This window comes from Actinomycetospora soli (genome assembly GCF_021026295.1).
Lineage (GTDB): Bacteria > Actinomycetota > Actinomycetes > Mycobacteriales > Pseudonocardiaceae > Actinomycetospora > Actinomycetospora soli.
Map to the genome: position 1 here is coordinate 341,173 of NZ_JAJNDA010000004.1, position 19,384 is coordinate 360,556.

A 19,384-nucleotide genomic window follows, 5' to 3' on the forward strand; every position below is an offset into this window, starting at 1 on the left:
CCGCCGCGGCTACCCGCGCTCCCGGGCCACCCACGCGGCGGTCCGCTTCGCGGCCCGCTTGAGGCCCGAGCGCTCGGCCTTGTAGGCCCCGAAGGCACCCACGACCGGCAGGTTCGCGAGGGCCCGCCAGAACCGCCGGCCCTGCGGTCGGCGCCCCAGCTCGTCGTGGAGGGCGAACAGCGAGCGCCCCATCCGCCACACCGCCCGCGCGAGCGACCGCAGGCGGCTGTCGCCGGAGTGGTCGCGGTGGAGGTCGCCGGTCAGGTCCGCGGCGTCGCGCTCGACCTGGTCGCCGTGGGCGTTGCCGTCCGGGGTCAGGTCGCGCTCGAACAGCACGGCCGCGAGGAGCCGGACCTGCTCGTCGCGCCCGGTCACACCGTGCTCGCCCGCGATCGCGCAGACCACCAGACCCTGCGCGGACAGCCCGAGGATGTCCGAGACGGGCAGCCGGCGCGCCAGGGCGCCGCCGATGCCCGGGAACGCCGCGATCGCCGAGGTGAAGCGCCCCACGCGCCCGACCCACCACTGGTCGCGCTCCTCGGGCGACATCACCGCCCAGCGCGGGGTGCCGGGCAGGCGGGAGGTCGCGAGGCGGTCGAGCACCCGCCCACGCAGGCGACGGACACCCCGACCGATCTTCCGCACCCGGCTCGTGGCCGGCGGTTCCTCCTGCGCCGGACCCTCCAGCTCCAGCGAGCGCCGCTGGGCGAGCTTGCCCAGCCGGAAGGGGTCGGCGTCGCGCAGCCCGGCGAGCACCGGGCCGGTCGCGGCGACGAACGGGCGCAGCACGCTGATCATGTACTCGTCGGAGACGGCGGCCATGCCCGCCTCATGCCCGAATGCGGGGGTGGCCACACCGCATGGCGTGGGTCACAGTGGGCGGGTGGACGTGCGGGCGAACGTGGTGCGGGCGGCCGTCGGCCCGCAGCTGACCGCCCTCGGCGCGCACTACGGCGCGAGCCGCGCCGGTGCGGTGTCCTGGTGGTTCCCGCCCGCCGGGCGCCGGGAGCGGCGCCTGCTCTTCCGTCCGGTGCGGGGGCTCGACGAGTGGGAGGTCGAGTACGCCGAGCACTCGGCCGACGGCCGCCGCGTACTGCGGCACGCCACCCGCACGGTGCGGGTCGCCCGCGCCGGGCTGGGCGACGCCGTCGAGGAGCTCGTCGGGCGCGGCCTGCCCCGGCGGCGCGGGGAGCCCGTTCCCGACGCCGGGTCGGGCCCGGTCGTCGTCGACGGTGCGGCTCCCGGTCCCCGCGCGGCCGCCGCGGCCGCCGCGGCCCACCGACCGCCTCCCCCACCGCGTGCGGTGCGGGTGGGCGACGGGGTGCTCGGCATGGTCGTCGCGGTGGCCCTCCTGGCGGCGTGCCGGATCGACATCGACCTGGCGCCGAACATCGCGGCGTTCGCGGTGCCGATGCTGGGCGTCTCCGCGGTGTGGACGCTGATCGGGCTGTCCGGGGCCGAGCACCGGGGGCGCTGAGGACGCGGTCGGGCGTGTGCGTCGCGCACACACTCCGGCCCCGCCTGCAGCCGACCCTCCGGAAACCTGCGCGTCCCGCACACACTCCGGCCTCGCCTGCAGCCGACCCTCCAGAAACCTGCGCGCCACGCACACACCCGCAGGCCCGCCGTCGATCGTCTCCCGCCGGTCCCCCGGGAGCGGGTGTGTGCGCCCCGCGCAGATTTCCCCCGCACCCGACCTGCCGCCCCGCAGAGTGTGTGCGCCCCGCGCAGATTTCCCCGCACCCGGCCTGCCGCCCCGCAGAGTGTGTGCGCCCCGCGCAGATTTCCCCAGCACCCGACCGGCCGGCAGCAGGCGCGCTACCCCGGGCTCAGACCTCCACCGGCGCGGACGGGCGGACGGGCCGGCTCGCCATCCACACGCCCGGGAACAGCCCGGCCGCGATCAGCACGAGGGACCGCCAGTCGGCCGGGAAGGTGCCGACACCGGTCGGGCTCCAGAAGCCGAACACCACGACGACGACGAACCACGTCACCAGCGGCGCGAACACGAGCCGCGACCCCGGGAAGCACCGGTCGACCACCCGCACCGCCAGCGGCGTCGTCACCGCCGCCACGAGGATCGACAGCGGCAGCGGGACCGACCCGACCTCGAGCGTCAGCCACGCCACCTCGGTCAGCGCGAGCAGGGCGACGTCGAGGAGGACGACCGCCAGGACCGTCACCCTCACGCCGAGAGCGCCGCCAACCCGCCGTCGGGACCCCGCAGCAGCACGAAGCCCTCGACCCCGACCACCGGCTGCGCCAGCTCGTTGGAGAGGGCGTAGGCGGGCGGCTCGGATCCGTCGTCGTGCACGGTGATCTGCGTGGCGTGCGCGCGCAGCGCGGCGAGCTTGCGCACCCGCGCGGACCCGAGCTCGATCCGCACGGTCACGGTGTCGTCGGGGACCGTGGGCAGCCCGGTCACGTCCGGCACGGGAAGTCCGAGCCAGGAGCGGCGACGCAGGGCCTCCAGCCCACGCTCGACGTCGCCGTACGGCGAGACCGCCGCGTACAACCCGACGCGCTCCCCGAGCGGGTCGATCCGCTCGACGGCGCCGCCGGCGATCTCGTGGGCGCGGACGTGGTCGGGATGGCCGTAGCCGCCGGAGGCGTCGTAGCTGATGACGACGTCGGGCGTGGCCTCGGCGAGGATCTCGACGAGCTGGTGGACCTGGAGGTCGACGTCGGCGCGCGTGGCGAACGCGCCCTCGGCCAGGTGGGCGGGGGCGGCGGCGCGGATGCCCTCGCCGGTGGAGACCATCCCGGAGTCGTGCCAGCGTCCCTCGTCGCCGAGGAACCGGTGGTCGGTGACCCCGAGCGCGGCGCAGGCGGCCGCCAGCTCCTTGGCGCGGTAGGGCGCGAGGTCGGCGGAGCCCTCCAGGTACGTCAGCTCCGGCGGGATCACCTCACCGAGCTCGCCGAGCGTGCAGGTGACGAGCGTGACGTCCCACCCGGCGTCGACCGCCCGGGCCATGAGTCCGCCGCACGTGATCGTCTCGTCGTCGGGATGGGCGTGGACGAGCACCATGCGGCTCACTCGGTCCGGTCCTCCGCCGGCAGGTCCCCGAGGGTGGCGAACGCGTCGAGGACCGGCTCGACGTCGCCCTTCGTGGTCCACGACCGGATCTGGTTCGCGGAGCGCCGGGCGAGCGAGGCGCGGTGCAGCTCGAACTCGTCGGCGTGCAGGACGACGTCGGCCTGCTCCGGGTCACCGTCGTCCGACGCCCAGGACCACTGCTTCCCGACGAGGCCCAGGGTGGTCCCCTCCGGCAGGCGGCCGCCGACGCGCGGGGCGAAGCGGTCGCGGATCAGCGCCACGCCGCCCGAGTCCTTGCCGCCGGGCACGCCGAGGGCGCCCCGCAGGTCCTGCTCGTGGATGATCACGTCGCCGAGCGGGCGTGGGCCGTGCTCCCGCATCCACGCGCGCAGCGGCTCGGCGGTCGCCCGCCACTCCTCGACCAGCTGCGCCACGGAGTGGTCGCGCCGGGCCTCGACCTGCTTCGCGGTCCACGTCTCGTTGTGGTCGTCGGGCTCGTCGCCCGCGACCACGTCGGTGCCGAGCCCGACCATGTGGCTGAACAGGTCGCGCACCGTCCAGTCCGGGCAGGACGGGACGCGGCTCTCCACCTGCTCCGCGCTCGCGCCCTCCAGGAGCGCGATCACACGCTCCTGGGCCTTGCTCCACTCGTCGATCGGGTCCACACCGATCATCGTGCCAGGTGGGTCGGACACCCCGAATCCCGTTGCGGGCGCCGTCATGCTCGCCGGGTGGACATCGCGCTCCTGACCATGACGCCGGACGAGTTCGAGCACTTCCGGGAACGCCAGGAACGCGAGTACGTCGAGTCCCTGCGCCGGTCCCGTTCGGCGGAGGCGGCGGAGCGGAAGGCCCGGGACGACCTCGCGCGTCTCCTCCCCGACGGTGCGGACACCCCGGGCCACCGGCTGCTCACGGCGTGGACCAGGGAACGCACGGTCGGCCAGGTCTGGCTCGGGCCCTCCGAGGACGCCGACGACATGCTCTGGCTCTACGAGATCCGGATCGACGAGGACCTGCGCGGTCAGGGATACGGCCGGGCGGTCATGGCCGCGGTCGAACGGGTCGCGCACGGCGACGGCGCGCAGCGGCTCGGGCTCAACGTCTTCGGCGGCAACCGCGCCGCCATCGCGCTCTACACCTCGGCCGGCTACGAGGTCACCGCCCAGCAGATGGCCAAGCAGCTCACCGGGGAGTGAGGCCACGCGGCCCCACTCCCCCGCGACCTCACGCCACCGGCAGGACCTGCCGCACCTCGGCGAAGTGGCACGCCGACGGGTGGTCGCTCGACTCCCCCGCCACGAGCGGCGGCTCCTGCTCGGCGCAGATGGCCTCCGCCTTCGGGCAGCGGGTACGGAAGCGACATCCCGACGGCGGGTCGGCCGGGCTGGGCACGTCCCCGGTCAGCCGGATGACCTCCCGCTTGCCGCGCAACGACGGGTCCGGCACGGGCACCGAGGACAGCAGCGCCTGCGTGTACGGGTGGGTGGCCCGCTCGTAGATCGACTCGCTGTCGCCGATCTCGACGATCTTGCCGAGGTACATCACGGCGACGCGGTCCGACAGGTGCCGGACGACGCCCAGGTCGTGGGCGATGAAGACGTAGGAGAGCCCGAACTCGGTCTGCAGCTCGCCCAGCAGGTTCATCACCTGGGCCTGGATGGACACGTCGAGCGCCGACACCGGCTCGTCGCACACGATCACCCGCGGCCGCAGCGCGAGCGCCCGGGCGATGCCGATGCGCTGGCGCTGGCCGCCGGAGAACTGGTGGGGGTAGCGGCGGATGTGCTCGGGGTTGAGGCCGACCACCTCCAGCAGCTCCTGCACCTTCCGCCTGCGGTCGCCCTTCGGGGCCACCTCGGGGTGGATCTCGAACGGCTCGCCGACGATGTCGCCGACGGTCTTGCGCGGGTTGAGCGAGGTGTACGGGTCCTGCAGCACGATCTGCATGTCCCGCCGCCACGCCTTGAGCGCCGCGCCCGACTTCGCGAACAGGTCCTCGCCGTCGAAGGTGACCGTGCCCGACGTCGGGGGCTCGAGGCGCATGAGGACCTGCGCCAGCGTCGACTTGCCGCAGCCGGACTCGCCGACCACCCCGAGGGTCTCGCCGGGGTGGAGGTCGAACGAGACGCCGTCGACGGCGTGGACCTGGCCGATCGTCTTCTTGAACAGCACGCCCTGGGTGATCGGGAAGTGCTTCACCAGGTCGCGGACGGACAGGATGGGATCGCTCACGGCGTGAGCACCTCCTCGGGCGAGGCGGCCACGAACTGCTCGGCGAAGTGGCACGCGGCGCGGTGGCCCTCGGGCCCGGCGGCCGGGTCCTCGAGCACCCGCAGCAGGGGGAGTTCGGTACGGCAGCGGTCTCCGGAGACGGAGCTCTGCGGAGCTCGACCACGGAAGTCCGCGTGCGCGCACCGCGGGTGGAACGGGCAGCCCGGCGGGATGTTCGTCAGCGAGGGCGGCAGGCCCGGGATCGGGTCGAGCTGCCCGCGCGACGAGTCCAGGCGCGGCACCGACGCCATCAGCCCGCGGGTGTAGGGATGCGCGGGGTGGGCGTACAGCGTCGCCGCGTCCGCCTCCTCCACGATCCGGCCCGCGTACATGACGGCGATCCGGTCGGCGACCTCGGCGACGACGCCGAGATCGTGGGTGATCAGGATCATCCCCATGTCGCGCTCGCGCCGGAGCTCGTCGAGCAGCTCCATGATCTGGGCCTGCACCGTCACGTCGAGCGCGGTGGTCGGCTCGTCGGCGATGAGCAGCTCCGGGTCGAGCGCGAGCGACATCGCGATCATGGCGCGCTGGCGCATGCCGCCGGAGAACTGGTGCGGGTACTCCTTCACGCGCTGCTTCGCGTTCGGGATCTTCACCTGGTCGAGCAGCTCGGCCGCCCGCACCATGGCGTCCTTCTTCGACATGCCCCGGCGGAACCGGAACTGCTCGGCGATCTGCGCCCCGACGGTGTAGACGGGGTTCAGGGCCGACAGCGCGTCCTGAAAGATCATCGCCATCGACTCGCCGCGCAGGAGCCGGCGGCGCTCCCGGTCCGCCCCGAGGAGCTCCTCGCCCTTGAACCGGACCGCCCCGCCGGTGATCCGCCCGGGGGGCGTGTCGAGGATGCCCATGATCGTCTGGGCCGTGACGCTCTTGCCCGACCCGGACTCGCCGAGGACCGCGAGGGTCTCGCCCGCCTCGACGCGGTAGCTCACGCCGTTGAGCACGGACGCCGTGTCGGCGCCCTTGCCGAACTCGACCCGCAGGTCCTCGACCTCCAGCAGAGGTGCTGCGTCGGTCACCGGGTCACCGTCCTCTCGGGTCGAGTGCGTCGCGCAGGGCGTCCCCCATCATCACGAAGGCGAGGACGGTGACCACCAGGAACGCGGCGGGGAAGAACAGCGCGTGCGGCATCTGGATGATGCGCGCCTGCACCTCGGAGATCATCACGCCCCACGAGACGACCGGGTCCTTCAGGCCGATGCCGAGGTAGGACAGCGTCGCCTCGGCGCCGATGAACACGCCGAGCTGGATCGTCCCGTACACCAGCACGGGGGCGAGGCAGTTCGGCAGCATGTGCCGGAACATGATCCGCAGCGGCCCGGCGCCGAGCGCCCGGGCGGCCTTGACGTAGTCCTGCTGCGACGAGGCCAGCGCCGCGGCCCGCATGATGCGCATCGCGAGCGGCCACGAGAGCAGCACGATCGTCAGGACCACCTGCACGATCAGGCGGGTCGACCCGACGATCTCGCCCGGCTTGTTCAGGCTCGTCAGGATGACGATGCCACCGAGCACGAACGGGATGCCCGCGAAGATCTCGCCGATGCGCGAGAGGACCGAGTCGGTCAGGCCCCGGAAGTAGCCCATCGTGAGGCCGGCGAGCGACCCGACGACGACCGTGCCGAGGCTCGCGAGCAGGCCCACCGCGAGCGAGGGGCCCGCCCCGTAGATCGCCCGGGCGTACACGTCGCGGCCGAAGAGGTCCCGGCCGAACCACGACGAGGCGTTCGGCGCCTCGCCCGAGCGGTCGAGCACCTGGAAGGTCGGGTCGACGCTCGTGAACAGCGACGGGAACAGCGCCATGACCAGTAGGACGATGATCACGACGCCGGAGATGATGAACAGCGGCCGGCGTCGCAACTGCTTCCAGGCGTCCGACCACAGCCCGGACTCGGCCTCCGGGCTGACGACCGCGCCCTCGTCGTGGCCGGCGAGCGAGGGTTCCTGACGCAACGTGTCAGTCATAGCGGATCCTCGGGTCGAGGACCGCGTAGAGCAGGTCCACGATCAGGTTGACGACGAGGTAGATGATCACCAGGAGGGCGACGACGCCCACGACCTGAGTCTGCTCCTGACGCTGGATGCCCGTGAAGACGAGCCCGCCGAGTCCCCGGATGTTGAACACGCCCTCGGTGACGACGGCGCCACCCATGAGCGCGCCGAGGTCGGTGCCGATGAACGTGACGACGGGGATGAGCGAGGTCCGCAGCATGTGGGCCAGGACGACCCGACGTCGGGAGAGGCCCTTGGCCACCGCGGTCCGCACGAAGTCCGCGCGGGAGTTCTCCATGAGGCTCGTGCGCGTCAGGCGGGCGACGAAGGCCATCGACAGGCTGCCGAGCACGAGGCCGGGCACGAACAGGTCGAGGATCGTCGGGTCCGGCGGCACCGAGGTCCGGATCCAGCCGAGTTCGACGCCGAGGACCTGCTTGACCACGAGGCCGGTGACGAAGACCGGCAGGGAGATCAGGAAGAGCGTCGAGACGAGGATCAGCGAGTCGACGTAGCCGCGGCCGCGCAGGCCGGACACGAGGCCCGCGGTGATGCCGATGACGATCTCGACGACGACGGCGACGAGCGCGAGCCGGAAGGAGACCGGGGCGGCGTTGGCGATGAGGTCGGAGACCTCGTTGCCGCTGAAGGTGCGGCCGAAGTCACCGGTGAGCAGTCCGCCCAGGTACTTCAGCCACTGGACGATCACCGGGTCGTCCAGGTTGAGGCGCGCGGTCATGGTGGCGACGTAGGGCGCCGGGCACTCCCGCTGTCCGCACTTGCCGGCGAACGGATCGTCCGAGAGACCCCAGACGAGGTAGTAGATGATCAGGGTGGTCCCCAGGAACACGGGGACGAGCTGCAGCAGGCGCCGCAGGGTGTAGCGGCCCATCGGTCCTCCCAGACACGGGACGCGACCCGGTCGCGGCCGGCCCCCCCGTCCTCGGGGGACCGGCCGCGTCCGGTGGTGGTGGTCGTCGGTGCCCGTCAGCCCTGGGGCTTGAGGACGAACGCCGGGGCGTCGATGCGGTTCAGCGGCGTCTGCAGACCCGTCTGCACCCGCTGCCCGTCGCCCCAGATGACCGGCCGGCTCCACAGCGGGATGGCCGGCATGTCGTTCAGGACGATCCGCTCGGCGTTCGCGTACGCCTGGTTGGCCGCCTCGATCGTCGGCGCGGCGTCCGCGGCGTTCATCGCCGCGTCGAAGGCCGGGTTCGAGTAGCCGGCGTCGTTCGCCGACGCCCCCGTGCGGTAGAGCTGGCTCAGGAACGTCTCGATGGACGGGTAGTCGCCCTGCCAGGCCGCGCGGAACGGGCCGGTGTACTGCTTGGCGTTCGCCAGGCGGCGGGCCTCCTGGAACGTCGGCACCGGCGCGTAGTTCACGTCGATCCCGAGGTTCTGGCGCAGCTGGTTGGTGATCGCCTGCATCCACTCGTCGTTGCCGCCGTCGGAGTTGGCGACGAGCGTGACCGGCCCCTGGATGCCGCCGGCCTGGGCCAGCAGCTGCTTCGCGGCGTTCGGGTCGAAGGTGCAGGTCTGCCCGCACTGGTTCGGCACGTAGCCCTGCACGGTCGGCGTCGCGTAGCCGTCGGCCGGCGTGTAGATGCCGTTGAACAGCTGGTTGATGATCGCCTGGCGGTCGATCGCCATCGAGAACGCCTTGCGCAGCAGCGGGTTGGCGAAGCGCGGGTCGTACGTCGGGAAGGTGAGCGACTGCGTCACCAGACCCGGCACCGTCTGCGCGCCCGCGCCGAGGTCGGTCCGCCAGCGGTTCCCGGCCAGGGAGGACGACGGGATCTGCCGGATGTGGTCCAGGCTGCCGGAGACCACGTCGGAGTAGGCGGTGTTCAGGTCGGAGTAGACCCGGAACTGCAGGTTCTGCACCTGCGCCTTGTCGTCCCCGGCGTACTGGTCGTACCGCGCGAGGTCGAGCTCCTGGTTCGGCGTCCGCGAGACGAAGCGGAACGGGCCGTTGCCCACCGGCGCGGCCTCGTAGCCGGCACGGTCGGCGAAGAACTTCTGCGGCATCGGGAAGTACGCCGTGTAGCCCAGCGTCACCGGGAAGATGGTGAAGGGCTGGGAGAGCGTGACCGTGAACGTCGTCGGGTCCACCACGCGCAGCCCGGAGAGCTGGTTGACCGTGGCGTTCTCGGCGCTGACCTGGTCGTAGCCCTGGATCTTCTCCATGAACGACTGGTTCTGGGCGGCGTTCGGGCCGAACGCGGTCCAGTTCCAGGCGTCGACGTAGCTCTGCGCCGTGACCGGCGTGCCGTCGTGGAACGTCCAGTTCGGCTTGATCCTGATGGTGAACGTGCGGTTGTCCGTCGTCGTGATCGAGTCCGCCATCGCGTTCGACGGCTGCCCGGTCTTCGCGTCGTACTTGACGAGCCCGGTGAAGAGCGCGTCGATCGCGTCGCCACCGTTCTGCTCGTTGGTCGAGCCGGGGATGAGCGGGTTCTCCGGCTCGCCCCACTCGATCGAGACGGTCTGCGCCTGGTCGCCACCCCCGCCGCCGCCCCCGCCGCAGGCGGAGAGGACGAGCGCACCGGCCGCGACCAGTGCTCCGACAGCAATCCAGCGCGACCGACCGCGCCTGGTGAACCTGGTCACCACACCTCCTGAATACGTTTGACAGGCGGGATCGCCGCCGGACGCAACCTAAGTGGTCTGGACCTCTTGCGCTACCCCGGAGTGTTGCCGCAGCGTCACGAACTCGTCGCCCACTGTCCGTTCCGTCCCCCTCGCCCGGGTGACGGCAGGTCAGTTGTTGGCGTCGCCGTTCGCCTGGCCCTGCCGGGCCGGGGGCGCCCAGCGGTCCGCCGCCGCGAACGGGCTGACGCCGAACGGCGGCACGACCACGTCCGACCGCGCCTCCGGGGCCACGAGCGTCGTCGCCGCCTGGAAGAGCGGGACCACCGGCGTGGCCCGCCAGAGCATGGGCTCCACCAGGGCGAGCGCGGTGTCGGGGTCGATCGAGCCGGACGAGGCGCCGTCCAGGATCGACTGCAGCGTCGGGTCGCAGAACCCGGTGACCGACAGCGCCTCGGAGGCCTCCGGCGTGCCCTGCGCCGCGAGCGGGGCGGCGGTCGTCGTGGTCGGCGCCTGCGGGGTCGACGTCGGGGCGGCCGTCGTGGTCGTCGGCGGTGAGACCGGGGAGGTCGTCGGCGGGCTCGTCGTCGTCGCGGTGCGCGGCACGGCGGGCGAGACGCCCGAGGTGGTGGGCGCCTGCCGACCGGGGCAGCCGACGATCGAGTCGAGGCCCGCGATCGGGTCGGCGCCGACGGGCAGCGCGAGCACGGTGAGGTCGGCGACCGCCATGTCCGAGGGAGACTTCGGGATCGGCGGCACCGACGTGGTCGTCTCCGTCGGCGGCGTCGTGGTGGTGGAGACGGCGGTCGACGGGGGCGGTGGGGAGGTCGTCGTCGTGCCCGGGACGGCCGAGGAGGTCAGGGGCCCGGGCGTGGAGGGCGTGGCGACCACCGACGGGGTGTCCGACGGGATCGGCCCCCGGCCCGGGGGGAAGGGGTTCGCGCCCGCGTCGGCCACGACCGTCGTCCCGATCCCCGCCGCATTCAGCTGCTCGGCGAGCGTCGCGATCAGCCGGCCGTAGGGCGCGACCTGTGACGGCGCCGCGAGCCGCAGCCGCAGCGGCGTGCCGTCGCGGGTCCACCGGCCGTCGGGCCCGAGCAGGTACCCGGCCTGGGCGAGCAGGCGCGTGGCGGCCGCCCGGTCGGGTGCGCGGGCGGGCGAGTCCGCCGTGATCGTGGGGCGGTAGCCGGGCTGGCTCGGCGCCGTCGCGAAGGCGTCCGCCCGCAGCGCCGCGCCCGGCCCGCCGCCGGCGCCCGCCGTGATGAGCGCGTCCCGGTCGAGCAGCGAGACGACCGCGCGCCGCAGCCGCGGGTCGGCGAGCGGCCCGTCGTCCGAGCGCAGGGCGAGCTGCACGAGCTGCGCCTCGGGCACGGTGCGCACCGCCAGGGGCCCGGCGGGGCCCGGTGGTGCCCCCGAGAGCGCGGCGAGGGCCTCGAGGTCGCTGCCGTCGGAGCGGAACTGGGTCGCCTGCACGTCGCCGGTGCGCACGCGGTCGATCAGGGAGGCGTGGTCGGCGGCCTGCAGCACGATCTGGTCCGGGACGCCGGGGGTGCCCCAGTAGACGCTGTTGCGGATCAGGGTCACCTGACCGCGGATGCGGTCGACGAGCCGGACCGCGTAGGGCCCGCCCGAGACCGGGATGCTGTCCTGCAGCGCGCCGCCCCACGAGCCGGGGGCGTCCTTGAGCAGGTGCGCGGGCAGCAGGTGGTCGAAGAGCGTGGGCCACGCCGGGTAGGGCCGGTCGAAGACGACGTCGACGGCCTTGCCCCCGGCCCGGGAGCGCACGTCGGAGATCGCCCGGTACCCCGCCGCGTCGACCACGCCGGGCTGCGAGCGCATCTGCTGCCAGAGGTAGACGAAGTCCTCGGCGGCGATCGGGGCGTTGTCGCTCCACGCGGCGGCCGGGGCGATCTCGTAGGACACGGTGTACGGCCGGGTGGCGGACACCCGCGCCGAGGTGACGACCGTGGTGTCCGGGCGCCGCACGCCGTCCGGGCCGGCCCGGAACGCGCTCGGCAGGACCAGGGAGGCCGTGGTGCGGCTCGTCGGCGTCAGGTCCGCGATGCGGTGCGGGTTGAACCCGATCCCCAGGTCGTCCACCCCGATGCGCAGCTGCGTCGGGTCCGGCTCGAGCTGCGGCTGGGGGCGCGAGGCGGTGGTCGGCGCCTGCCCCACGACCGGCGGGGGCGACGACGAACACCCGGCCAGCACCAGCAGACCGGCGAGCACGGCGACCAGGAGGGCTCTCATGACGGGGCGGTGCGCTGGTGCCTCTCCGACTCGGCGAGCAGGGGTGAGCCATGTTGACACGCGGGCCCGTCGGACCCGCGTGCGGCCCTTTCGTGGCCGCGGTCGCTCAGGTTAGCCTCACCTCATGGCCAAGCGTGCTCCGTCGACGTGGGTGGACACGCTCGCGCGGCTGCGCCCGCGCGACCGGGCCGCCGCCCCGGCCCCGGTCGTGCCCACCCGGCCCGCGCCGGTGCGGACGGTGGTCGACCCCGCGCAGGCCTGCGCGCTCACCGGCGCGAAGCGGGCGAAGAAGAAGTGCTGCCGCTCGACGCCGCGGTGCAAGGGCTGCCCGGTCGTCCTCATGCGTGCCGCCCGGGCCGCCGAGTCCGGCCTCACCGGCAAGGACCTCGCGAAGGCCGTCAAGCGCGCCCGCGCGGCCTGACGCTCACCCCTCCAGCGCCGCCCGCAGGGCCGGCAGCAGCACCTCGTCGGCGGGCAGCCAGGCCACGCCGTCGAGCTCGTCGGCACCCACCCAGCGCAGCGCCAGGTGCTCCAGCGCGACGGGTTCGGCACCGTTCGCCGGGCGGCACCGGTAGAAGCGGAGGACGAGCGACTCCCCCGTCCGGCCCGTCACGGGGACGTCGGGCCCGAGCCGGCCCTCGACGACGACCGCGTACGCCAGTTCCTCGTGCAGCTCGCGCACCACCGCGTCGACCTCGGACTCGCCCTCCTCGACCGACCCGCCGGGCAGCTCCCAGCGGCCGCGCATGTCCGGCGGCTCCGCCCGCTGTGCCACGAGCAGCCGCCCGCCGTCCACCACCGCCGCCCCCACCACGATCCGCACGACCGTCCCCCCGTCATCGGTGATCGCGTGCATCATGACCCGCATGGCCGACCTGCTCTCCGACGACGCCGTCTCCCGCGCCCTCGCCGACCTCCCCGGGTGGGAGCGCGACGGCGACTCCCTCGTGCGCACCGCGCAGCTGCCGAGCTTCCCCGCGGCGATCGCCGTGGTCGACGCGGTCGCGCAGGAGGCCGAGTCCGCCGACCACCACCCGGACATCGACATCCGGTACTCGACGCTGACCTTCCGGCTCTCGACGCACTCCGAGGGCGGCCTCACGGCGAAGGACCCCGACCTCGCCCGGCGGATCTCCGCCGCGATCGACCAGCACGCGTAAGTCGCTGCGCTCCGCCCCGTTCCTCGCCGTCCTCGTCGCGACCTTCGCGGCGTTCGGCGGCTTCGCGCTGCTGCTGCCGGTCCTGCCGCTGTGGGCGGCGGCCGGCGGCGCCGGGCCGGGCCTCGCCGGGTCGGTCACGGGCGTGTTCATGGCCGCGACCGTGCTCTCCCAGCTCGGGGTGCCCGCCCTGCTGCGCGCGGTCGGGCACCGGGCGTCGCTCGCGCTGGGCGCCCTCGCCCTCGGGCTGCCCGCGGCGGTGCTGCCGCTGAGCCCGTCGCCGGGGCTGCTCGTCCCGGTCGCGATCGCCCGCGGGATCGGGTTCGGCATCCTCACCGTCACCGGCGCGGCCCTCGTCTCCGACCTCGTCGAACCCCGCGTGCGCGGGCGCGCCACCGGGATCTACGGCATCGCCGTCGGCCTCCCCCAGCTCGCGCTGCTCACCGGCGGCGTGTGGGCGTGGTCCCGCCTCGGGCCCACGCCCGTGCTGCTCGCGGGCGCGGCGCTGCCGCTGCTCGCCCTGCCCGCGATGCTGCTGCTCCCCCGGCGGGTCTCCCCCGTTCCCGACGCCGGGTCGGAGCCGGTCCGTGGGGGCACGACCGGATCGTCCGACGCGCACGACCGGGACGGACGACCCGCGCGCCCCGCGCGGACGGTGCCGTGGCGCCAGGTCGTCGGTCCCTGGCTGGTCATGCTGGTGTGCGCGGCCAGCGCCGGCGGGGTGATCACCGTGCTCCCGCTGATCGGCGCGGGCACGACCGGGGCGGCCGAGTTCTCCCTGTTCGCCCTCACCCTGTTCCAGCTCGTGGGCCGGGGCGCGGCCGGCGAGCTCGGTGACCGGCTGCGCCTCGCCGGGCGCATCACCCGCCCCGCGCTCCTGCTCACCGCGATCGGGGCGGCCGTGGCGGCGGCGGGCCTGCTCGTCGGCAGCACCCCCGTCGTCGTGCTGGGGGCGGGGATCGTCGGGCTGGGGTTCGGGGCCGTGCAGAACGACACACTGGTGACGCTGTTCGACCGGGCGGGCCCCGGGCGCTCCGGGACGGCCAGCAGCGTGTGGAACACGGCGTACGACGCGGGCACCGGGGTGGGCGCCACCGCCCTCTCGGTCGTGCTGGGCGCGGCGGGCGCGCCATGGTCGTTCGCGGTCGCGGCCGGTGCGTGCCTGCTCGTCCTCGGCGCAACCTGGACACGCGCCGCGACCACCGCTCGGACGGTCGGGTGAACCCGGGGCCACCGCGGTCCGCCGCGGTAATGACCGACGCGGGCCGCCCGATCACGGGGGCGTGCGCCGGATCCTGCTCGCCGTGGCGGCGGGCGCCCTCGCGATGATGGTCGTGGCCCAGCTGGCCACGGTGCTCACCCGGGTCGCGGAGGACGCGGACGCGTCGACCGTCTCGACGCCGGCCCCGGCCGCGCCGGACGGCGTCGGCGCGCCGACCGTGCCGCTGGCCCCACTGGCCGTGGTCGGCACGGTGCCGCCGCCGACGCCCGGACCGTCGGCCGTCCCCGCCGCGTCCGCACCGGCGACGCCGGCACCGACCCGGGCGCCCGAGGGCGCTCCCGCCGCCCGCGCCCCCGAGCCCGCCGACCCGTCGTCGGGAACGCCACCGGCCCCCGCGAGCCCGGCCCCGGCGGTACGGAGCGCGGCACCGGCGGCCCCGGCCGCACCCGCGGCCACCCGCGCCCCCGGGCCCGCGCTGGAGGTGTGCCTGAAGGTCGTCGCCGGGGTGTGCGTGCAGCTCGGCTGAGCTCAGCCGGTGACGGCGGGCGTCGGCGCCGCGGCGCGCACGCCCCGCACCGAGGTCAGGCAGTCGTCGAGCAGCGCCAGCATCATCGCGTCGCGCGCCGGACCGTCGAGCCCGGCGGCGCGGGCGGCGACGAGCAGGTGGGCGCAGGCGTGGTTGACCGGCCCGACGTGCAGCAGGGTCGCGATGCGGCCCCCGGCCCCGTCCCCGGCGTCCCGTCCGGCCGCGCGGCGGGCGGCGGCCCGCTCCTGCGCGGCGTCGACGCGGCGGACCAGACGGGCGAAGAAGCGGTTCCCGGGGTCGAGGGCGAGCCCGGCCCGGGCCACGGCGGCGAGGACGAGCGGGCGCACCGGCCCGTCGGCGTCGCGGCCGGCCCCGACGAGGTCGACCGCGCGCAGCCCCAGCTGCTGGCGCACCTCGTGGGAGACGGCGTCGTTGACCTGCCAGGCGAGGGCGGCGACGGCCGGGTGCGTGCAGTGCGGACGGTCGGTGAAGCGTTCGCCGGCCAGCACGGAGACGTACTCCATGACGCAGCTCCCGGAGCGGGCGTCACGGTGGGCGCCGGCCTCCAGCACGGGGAGCCCCTCGGGCGTGGCGGACGACGGCTGCGTGGTCGGCATGGCTGCCCCCTGGAGGAACGCGGCGCGCGGAACGTCACGAGACTAGACCGCCGAGGCGCCGATCGGGACCCCTCGACGTTCCGGGTCCGGAGGGCGTGGTAGGGCCCGTCCGCTCAGCCGCCGGAGCTGAGCACCTCGGTGGCCGTGAGGGCGGCGAGCACGGTCTGCACCGTCGGGCTCACCAGCCGGACGATGTCCTGGTCGATCCCCGGCCGGACGAACCGTCCACCGGCGATCGCGCGGGCGCGCCCGGCGGCGGCCGCCGGGTCGATCGGGTGCAGGGCCCGGACGCGGCGGCCGTGGTGGAGCAGGACGACGACCATGGCGGTGTCCTCGTCGGGGTCGACGCCGTCGAGGACCTGCCGCACCACCGCGCGGTCGTGGTGCAGGGCGCCCGTCTCGTGCACGCGCAGCGCCGACCCGAACACCGGCATCGCGAGGTAGCCGAACACGCGGCGCGGCTCCCGGTGGGCGAGGCCGCGTTCGACGAGACGGTCCATCGTGCGGCGGATCATCTGGGCGCCGCGCGGCCCGGTGACCGCGTGGCCCAGGTCGCTCTTGTGCCCGCCGGGGCGCAGCAGGCCGTCCGCGACCCAGCAGAGCAGCGGGTCGGTCGGCTCGACGGGCCCGCGCCGGTAGGTCGTGCCCGCGTCGAGCAGGGAGGCGTCGAGCAGCAGCTCGACCATCGCGGCCGCGACGAGCAGCCCGGCCGGCTCGGTGAGGCTCGAGACGGGGCGGCCGTCCTCGTCGCCGAGCACCCAGGCGATGCGCTCGGGCAGAGTCAGTTCCCGGGTGGGGGCCGACCATCGTTCGGAACGCACGGCGGACAGCGTAGGCACACGACCCGGTGGGATCTCACCCGACCGGGCGCCCGGATCGACCGCTCGTCCTCACCCTTCGTCGATCTTCGCCCCGGTCGACCGGTCGCCGCACGGGACCGACCACCCGTCCGCGCCGCACCGGCGACACGCCGGGGTCAGAGCCCGAGGGCCCGGACGGCCGCCGTGGTCGCCGCCGGGACGGCCGGCACGGCCCGGTCGGACCGCGGGTCGGCGGGCTCGGTGTAGACGGCGAGGAGGACCGGCGGCCGGCCGGGCGGCTCGGACGGCCACGTGATCGCCACGTCGTTCACCTCCCCGCCGTCGCCGCTGCCGGTCTTGTCCCCGGTCCGCCACCCGGCCGGGAGCCCGGCCCGGATGCGCTGTCCGCCCGTGGTGGTGGCGACGAGCCAGTCGAGGAGCTGCGCCCGCCCGGCCTCGTCGAGCCCGGCGCCGAGCGTGCAGGCCTGCAGCGTCGCCACCATCTGCCGCGGGGTGGAGGTGTCGAGCGTGCCCTGGCGGGCGTTGAGCTCCGGCTCGTAGCGGTCGAGGCTCGTCACCGCGTCGCCGGTCGAGCGCAGGTACCCCTGGACGGCCTTCGGCCCGCCGAGGCGGCGGAGCAGGAGGTTCTCGGCGGTGTTGTCGGAGACGGTGATCGCCGCGGCGCACAGCTCCCCGACCGTCAGCGACGTCGACCGGGAGGTGGTCGGCGAGTTCCGCACCAGGTCGGCCGGCGAGTACCGCACCACCTCGTCGAGCGGCACCCGCGCCGCCAGGATCGCCGCGGCGGTCGGCATCTTCGACGTGGAGCAGAGCAGGAAGCGCTCGTCGGCCCGGTGACCCGCCGTCCGGCCGGTCGCGAGGTCGACGGCGAACACCCCGAGCCGGCCGCCCATCGCGGCCTCGACCGGTCCGAACGGGTTCCCGACGGCGGGGGTGGTCGTCGGGGCGGTCGGGCCCGGTGCCGGGGCGGCGCAGCCGCCGGCGAGGACGGCGACGCCCGCGGCGCCGAGGGCGAGGACCCGTCGTCGGGAAGTGGTCATGATCGGGAGCGAAGCAGGACGAACCGGGTCTGTCGAAGTCCGTATGCCCGGTCCGTTCATGCTCCCACGACTATCGTCGCTGCTCGTGGACCTGCTCCGGCACGTGACGTTCTTCGTGACGATCGCCGAGGAGCGCCACTTCGGGCGCGCCGCCGACCGGCTCGGGATGACGCAACCGCCGCTGTCGCAGGGCCTGCGGCGCCTCGAGTCACACCTCGGGGCGCGGCTGTTCGAGCGCAACGCCCGCGAGGTCACGCTCACCCCGGTCGGCCAGGCGCTGCTGGAGCCCGCCGAGGCCCTCGTCGCCGCGGCCGGTGCCTTGCGGCGCACCGCGCTCGAGCAGGTCGAGGCGGGCGTCGCGCTCCGGCTCGGGGTGGTCGAGGCCCTGCGCCCGGAGGTCGTCGCCGCCCTCGCCGCGGCCGTGCGTGCGGCGTCGGGGCGAGGGGTCGAGACGGTCGTGGCGAGCACGGTCGACCTGGCCGACCGGCTCGGCGCGGGGCGCTGCGACCTCGCCGTCGTCCGGCATCCCGGCGTGCTCTCCGACCTGGCGGCCGGGCCGGTCCTGCGGCTCGCGACCCGCCTCCTGGTCCCGGCCGGCCGGGCACCGGACGGTGTCCTGCGCTGGGCGGCGCTGCGCGACCTCCCCCTCGCCCTGCCGCCACGCGCCCACCATCCCGCGGCCCACGACCAGCTCGTGGACGCCGTCGCCCGGCGCGGCGCCCGCCCGCGGGTGATCGCCGCGGAGGACGACCGCACCGTGCTCGCCGCGGTGGCCGCCGACCGGGCGTTCAGCGTCGGCTCCCCCGTGGCACCGGCCGCCCCCGGCGTCGCGGCGCTCGATCCGGCGGACCCGATCCCGATCCGGGTCCGCGTCGTCTGGCACCCGGGCGCCCCGCCCGAAGAGGCCGTCCGCGAGGCGGTCGACGCCGTGCTGCGGGCGGAGGACCGGCGGTGAGCCTCGTGGCGGAGGCGACCGTCGGGATCCGCGCCGTCCTGGCCGACGCCGGCGTGCGCGGCGCGGTGCACGCGCGCGTGGTCGGGGCGGACGGGCCGGAGCTGGGGGTCCGCGCCGACGAACCGGTGACGATGGCATCGGTCTTCAAGCTCCCGGTGCTGGTGGCGCTCGTGCGCGCGTTCGACGCCGGGGACCTCGACCCGCGGGCGTCGGTGACGGTCGACCCGTCGTCGCGCACGGACGGACCCACCGGGCTGTCGGTGCTCGCCGACCCCGTGACGATGTCGCTGCGCGACCTCGCCACGTCGATGACCACGGTGTCCGACAACGCCGCCGCGGACGTCCTGCTCGACGTGCTCGGGCTGCCGCGGGTCCACGCCGCGCTCGCCGACCTCGGAATCCGCCGCACGCGGGTCGAGCGCGCGGACGCGACGTTCGCCGCCCTCGCCGCCGAGCTCGGGGTCACCGACGCCGCCGCGGCCACGGCCCGGCTGGCGGACCCGGACGACCCGCCGCCGCCCTCGGCGTACGACCCGGTCCTCGGCAGTGCCACGACCCCCCGCGACATGACGACGCTGCTCTCGCTGCTGTGGCGCGACGAGGCCGCGTCGCCGTCGTCGTGCGCGTTCGCCCGACGGCTGCTGGGACTGCAGGTCTCCCGCGCACGGCTGGCCTCCGGGTTCCCGTTCGACGAGGTCCGGTGCTCCGGGAAGACCGGGACGCTGGGCGCTCTGCGCAACGAGGTCGGCGTGGTCGAGTTCCCCGGCGAGGCGCCGGTGGCGGTCGCGGTGTTCACGCTGGCCGCGCGTCCGGAGCGGGTGCTCCCCGGGGTGGACGCGGCGATCGGGGAGGTCGCGCGGCTGGCGGTCACGGCCCTCCGTCTGGGTGACTGAGCGCACAG

The 19,384-nt window shown here is 75.0% G+C and carries 22 protein-coding genes; 8 read left to right on the plus strand and 14 right to left on the minus strand.

The genetic code is table 11. The annotated features are described in order from the left end of the window. Positions 1-9: 9 nt before the first annotated feature. Positions 10-822, minus strand: coding sequence for a hypothetical protein (locus LN037_RS08635; RefSeq protein ID WP_230751522.1), 813 nt, complete (start codon positions 820-822; stop codon positions 10-12). Between the two features lie 61 nt (positions 823-883). Here LN037_RS08635 and LN037_RS08640 point away from each other — a divergent pair, with 61 nt between their 5' ends. Continuing rightward, entirely contained in the window at positions 884-1,477 is a 594-nt protein-coding gene (locus LN037_RS08640; protein ID WP_230751523.1) for a hypothetical protein, read from the plus strand. A 352-nt stretch (positions 1,478-1,829) separates the two neighbouring features. On the opposite strand, the gene LN037_RS08645 is transcribed toward LN037_RS08640, so the two are convergent. From LN037_RS08645 to LN037_RS08655, 3 genes are read right to left on the minus strand one after another with little or no spacing between them, the layout of a single operon-like run. Beyond that, positions 1,830-2,189 (minus strand): hypothetical protein, encoded by a 360-nt coding sequence (locus LN037_RS08645; protein ID WP_230751524.1) that lies wholly within the window; start codon positions 2,187-2,189, stop codon positions 1,830-1,832. Beyond that, complete coding sequence (gene mshB, locus LN037_RS08650) at positions 2,186-3,028, minus strand: N-acetyl-1-D-myo-inositol-2-amino-2-deoxy-alpha-D-glucopyranoside deacetylase (protein ID WP_230751618.1); 843 nt, start codon at positions 3,026-3,028, stop codon at positions 2,186-2,188. Before mshB ends, LN037_RS08645 begins: the two co-directional genes overlap by 4 nt. A 5-nt stretch (positions 3,029-3,033) precedes the next feature. Next, on the minus strand, positions 3,034-3,711 hold the full coding sequence (locus LN037_RS08655) for a maleylpyruvate isomerase family mycothiol-dependent enzyme (protein WP_230751619.1): 678 nt from the start codon (positions 3,709-3,711) through the stop codon (positions 3,034-3,036). Positions 3,712-3,768: 57 nt separating this feature from the next. On the opposite strand from LN037_RS08655, the gene LN037_RS08660 reads away from it, so the two are divergent. Continuing rightward, positions 3,769-4,236, plus strand: a complete 468-nt coding sequence (locus LN037_RS08660) for a GNAT family N-acetyltransferase (RefSeq protein ID WP_230751525.1) — start codon at positions 3,769-3,771, stop codon at positions 4,234-4,236. A 28-nt stretch (positions 4,237-4,264) separates the two neighbouring features. Here LN037_RS08660 and LN037_RS08665 read toward each other — a convergent pair whose 3' ends face one another. From LN037_RS08665 to LN037_RS08690, 6 genes are all read right to left on the minus strand, one after another. After that, complete coding sequence (locus LN037_RS08665; RefSeq protein WP_230751526.1) at positions 4,265-5,272, minus strand: ABC transporter ATP-binding protein; 1,008 nt, start codon at positions 5,270-5,272, stop codon at positions 4,265-4,267. Further along, positions 5,269-6,336: an ABC transporter ATP-binding protein gene (locus LN037_RS08670; protein WP_230751527.1), complete on the minus strand. Its 1,068-nt coding sequence runs from the start codon at positions 6,334-6,336 to the stop codon at positions 5,269-5,271. The genes LN037_RS08665 and LN037_RS08670 overlap by 4 nt, the downstream gene beginning before the upstream one ends. A gap of 4 nt (positions 6,337-6,340) precedes the next feature. Further along, on the minus strand, positions 6,341-7,279 hold the full coding sequence (locus LN037_RS08675) for an ABC transporter permease (RefSeq protein WP_230751528.1): 939 nt from the start codon (positions 7,277-7,279) through the stop codon (positions 6,341-6,343). Next, positions 7,272-8,198, minus strand: a complete 927-nt coding sequence (locus LN037_RS08680; RefSeq protein WP_230751529.1) for an ABC transporter permease — start codon at positions 8,196-8,198, stop codon at positions 7,272-7,274. The genes LN037_RS08675 and LN037_RS08680 overlap by 8 nt, the downstream gene beginning before the upstream one ends. A gap of 95 nt (positions 8,199-8,293) precedes the next feature. Further along, the gene (locus tag LN037_RS08685) at positions 8,294-9,916 is read right to left on the minus strand and encodes a peptide ABC transporter substrate-binding protein (RefSeq protein ID WP_230751530.1); all 1,623 of its coding nucleotides are present in this window, start codon (positions 9,914-9,916) and stop codon (positions 8,294-8,296) included. 150 nt (positions 9,917-10,066) lie between these two features. Continuing rightward, complete coding sequence (locus LN037_RS08690) at positions 10,067-12,145, minus strand: ABC transporter family substrate-binding protein (protein ID WP_230751531.1); 2,079 nt, start codon at positions 12,143-12,145, stop codon at positions 10,067-10,069. A gap of 124 nt (positions 12,146-12,269) precedes the next feature. Here LN037_RS08690 and LN037_RS08695 point away from each other — a divergent pair, with 124 nt between their 5' ends. Then, a complete protein-coding gene (locus LN037_RS08695) occupies positions 12,270-12,566 on the plus strand; it encodes a hypothetical protein (RefSeq protein WP_230751532.1) in 297 nt (98 codons plus the stop codon). A gap of 3 nt (positions 12,567-12,569) precedes the next feature. Here LN037_RS08695 and LN037_RS08700 read toward each other — a convergent pair whose 3' ends face one another. Beyond that, entirely contained in the window at positions 12,570-13,004 is a 435-nt protein-coding gene (locus tag LN037_RS08700; protein ID WP_230751620.1) for a (deoxy)nucleoside triphosphate pyrophosphohydrolase, read from the minus strand. Between the two features lie 7 nt (positions 13,005-13,011). On the opposite strand from LN037_RS08700, the gene LN037_RS08705 reads away from it, so the two are divergent. The 3 genes from LN037_RS08705 to LN037_RS08715 all read left to right on the plus strand — a co-directional run bounded on the left by LN037_RS08705 (position 13,012) and on the right by LN037_RS08715 (position 15,050). After that, positions 13,012-13,305: a 4a-hydroxytetrahydrobiopterin dehydratase gene (locus LN037_RS08705; RefSeq protein WP_230751533.1), complete on the plus strand. Its 294-nt coding sequence runs from the start codon at positions 13,012-13,014 to the stop codon at positions 13,303-13,305. 4 nt (positions 13,306-13,309) lie between these two features. After that, entirely contained in the window at positions 13,310-14,524 is a 1,215-nt protein-coding gene (locus LN037_RS08710) for an MFS transporter (protein WP_230751621.1), read from the plus strand. A 61-nt stretch (positions 14,525-14,585) separates the two neighbouring features. Then, positions 14,586-15,050, plus strand: a complete 465-nt coding sequence (locus tag LN037_RS08715) for a hypothetical protein (protein WP_230751629.1) — start codon at positions 14,586-14,588, stop codon at positions 15,048-15,050. 2 nt (positions 15,051-15,052) lie between these two features. On the opposite strand, the gene LN037_RS08720 is transcribed toward LN037_RS08715, so the two are convergent. The 3 genes from LN037_RS08720 to bla form a co-directional block, all read right to left on the minus strand. Beyond that, positions 15,053-15,667, minus strand: coding sequence for a hypothetical protein (locus tag LN037_RS08720; RefSeq protein ID WP_230751534.1), 615 nt, complete (start codon positions 15,665-15,667; stop codon positions 15,053-15,055). A 113-nt stretch (positions 15,668-15,780) separates the two neighbouring features. After that, positions 15,781-16,488 carry a GPP34 family phosphoprotein gene (locus LN037_RS08725; RefSeq protein WP_230751535.1) on the minus strand — a complete coding sequence of 236 codons (708 nt, stop codon included), beginning with the start codon at positions 16,486-16,488 and terminating at the stop codon, positions 15,781-15,783. A gap of 155 nt (positions 16,489-16,643) precedes the next feature. Beyond that, entirely contained in the window at positions 16,644-17,528 is an 885-nt protein-coding gene (gene bla / locus LN037_RS08730; protein ID WP_230751536.1) for a class A beta-lactamase, read from the minus strand. Between the two features lie 85 nt (positions 17,529-17,613). Here bla and LN037_RS08735 point away from each other — a divergent pair, with 85 nt between their 5' ends. Beyond that, positions 17,614-18,483: a LysR family transcriptional regulator gene (locus tag LN037_RS08735; protein WP_230751537.1), complete on the plus strand. Its 870-nt coding sequence runs from the start codon at positions 17,614-17,616 to the stop codon at positions 18,481-18,483. Next, complete coding sequence (locus LN037_RS08740; RefSeq protein ID WP_230751538.1) at positions 18,480-19,376, plus strand: serine hydrolase; 897 nt, start codon at positions 18,480-18,482, stop codon at positions 19,374-19,376. The genes LN037_RS08735 and LN037_RS08740 overlap by 4 nt, the downstream gene beginning before the upstream one ends. Positions 19,377-19,384: the final 8 nt, after the last annotated feature.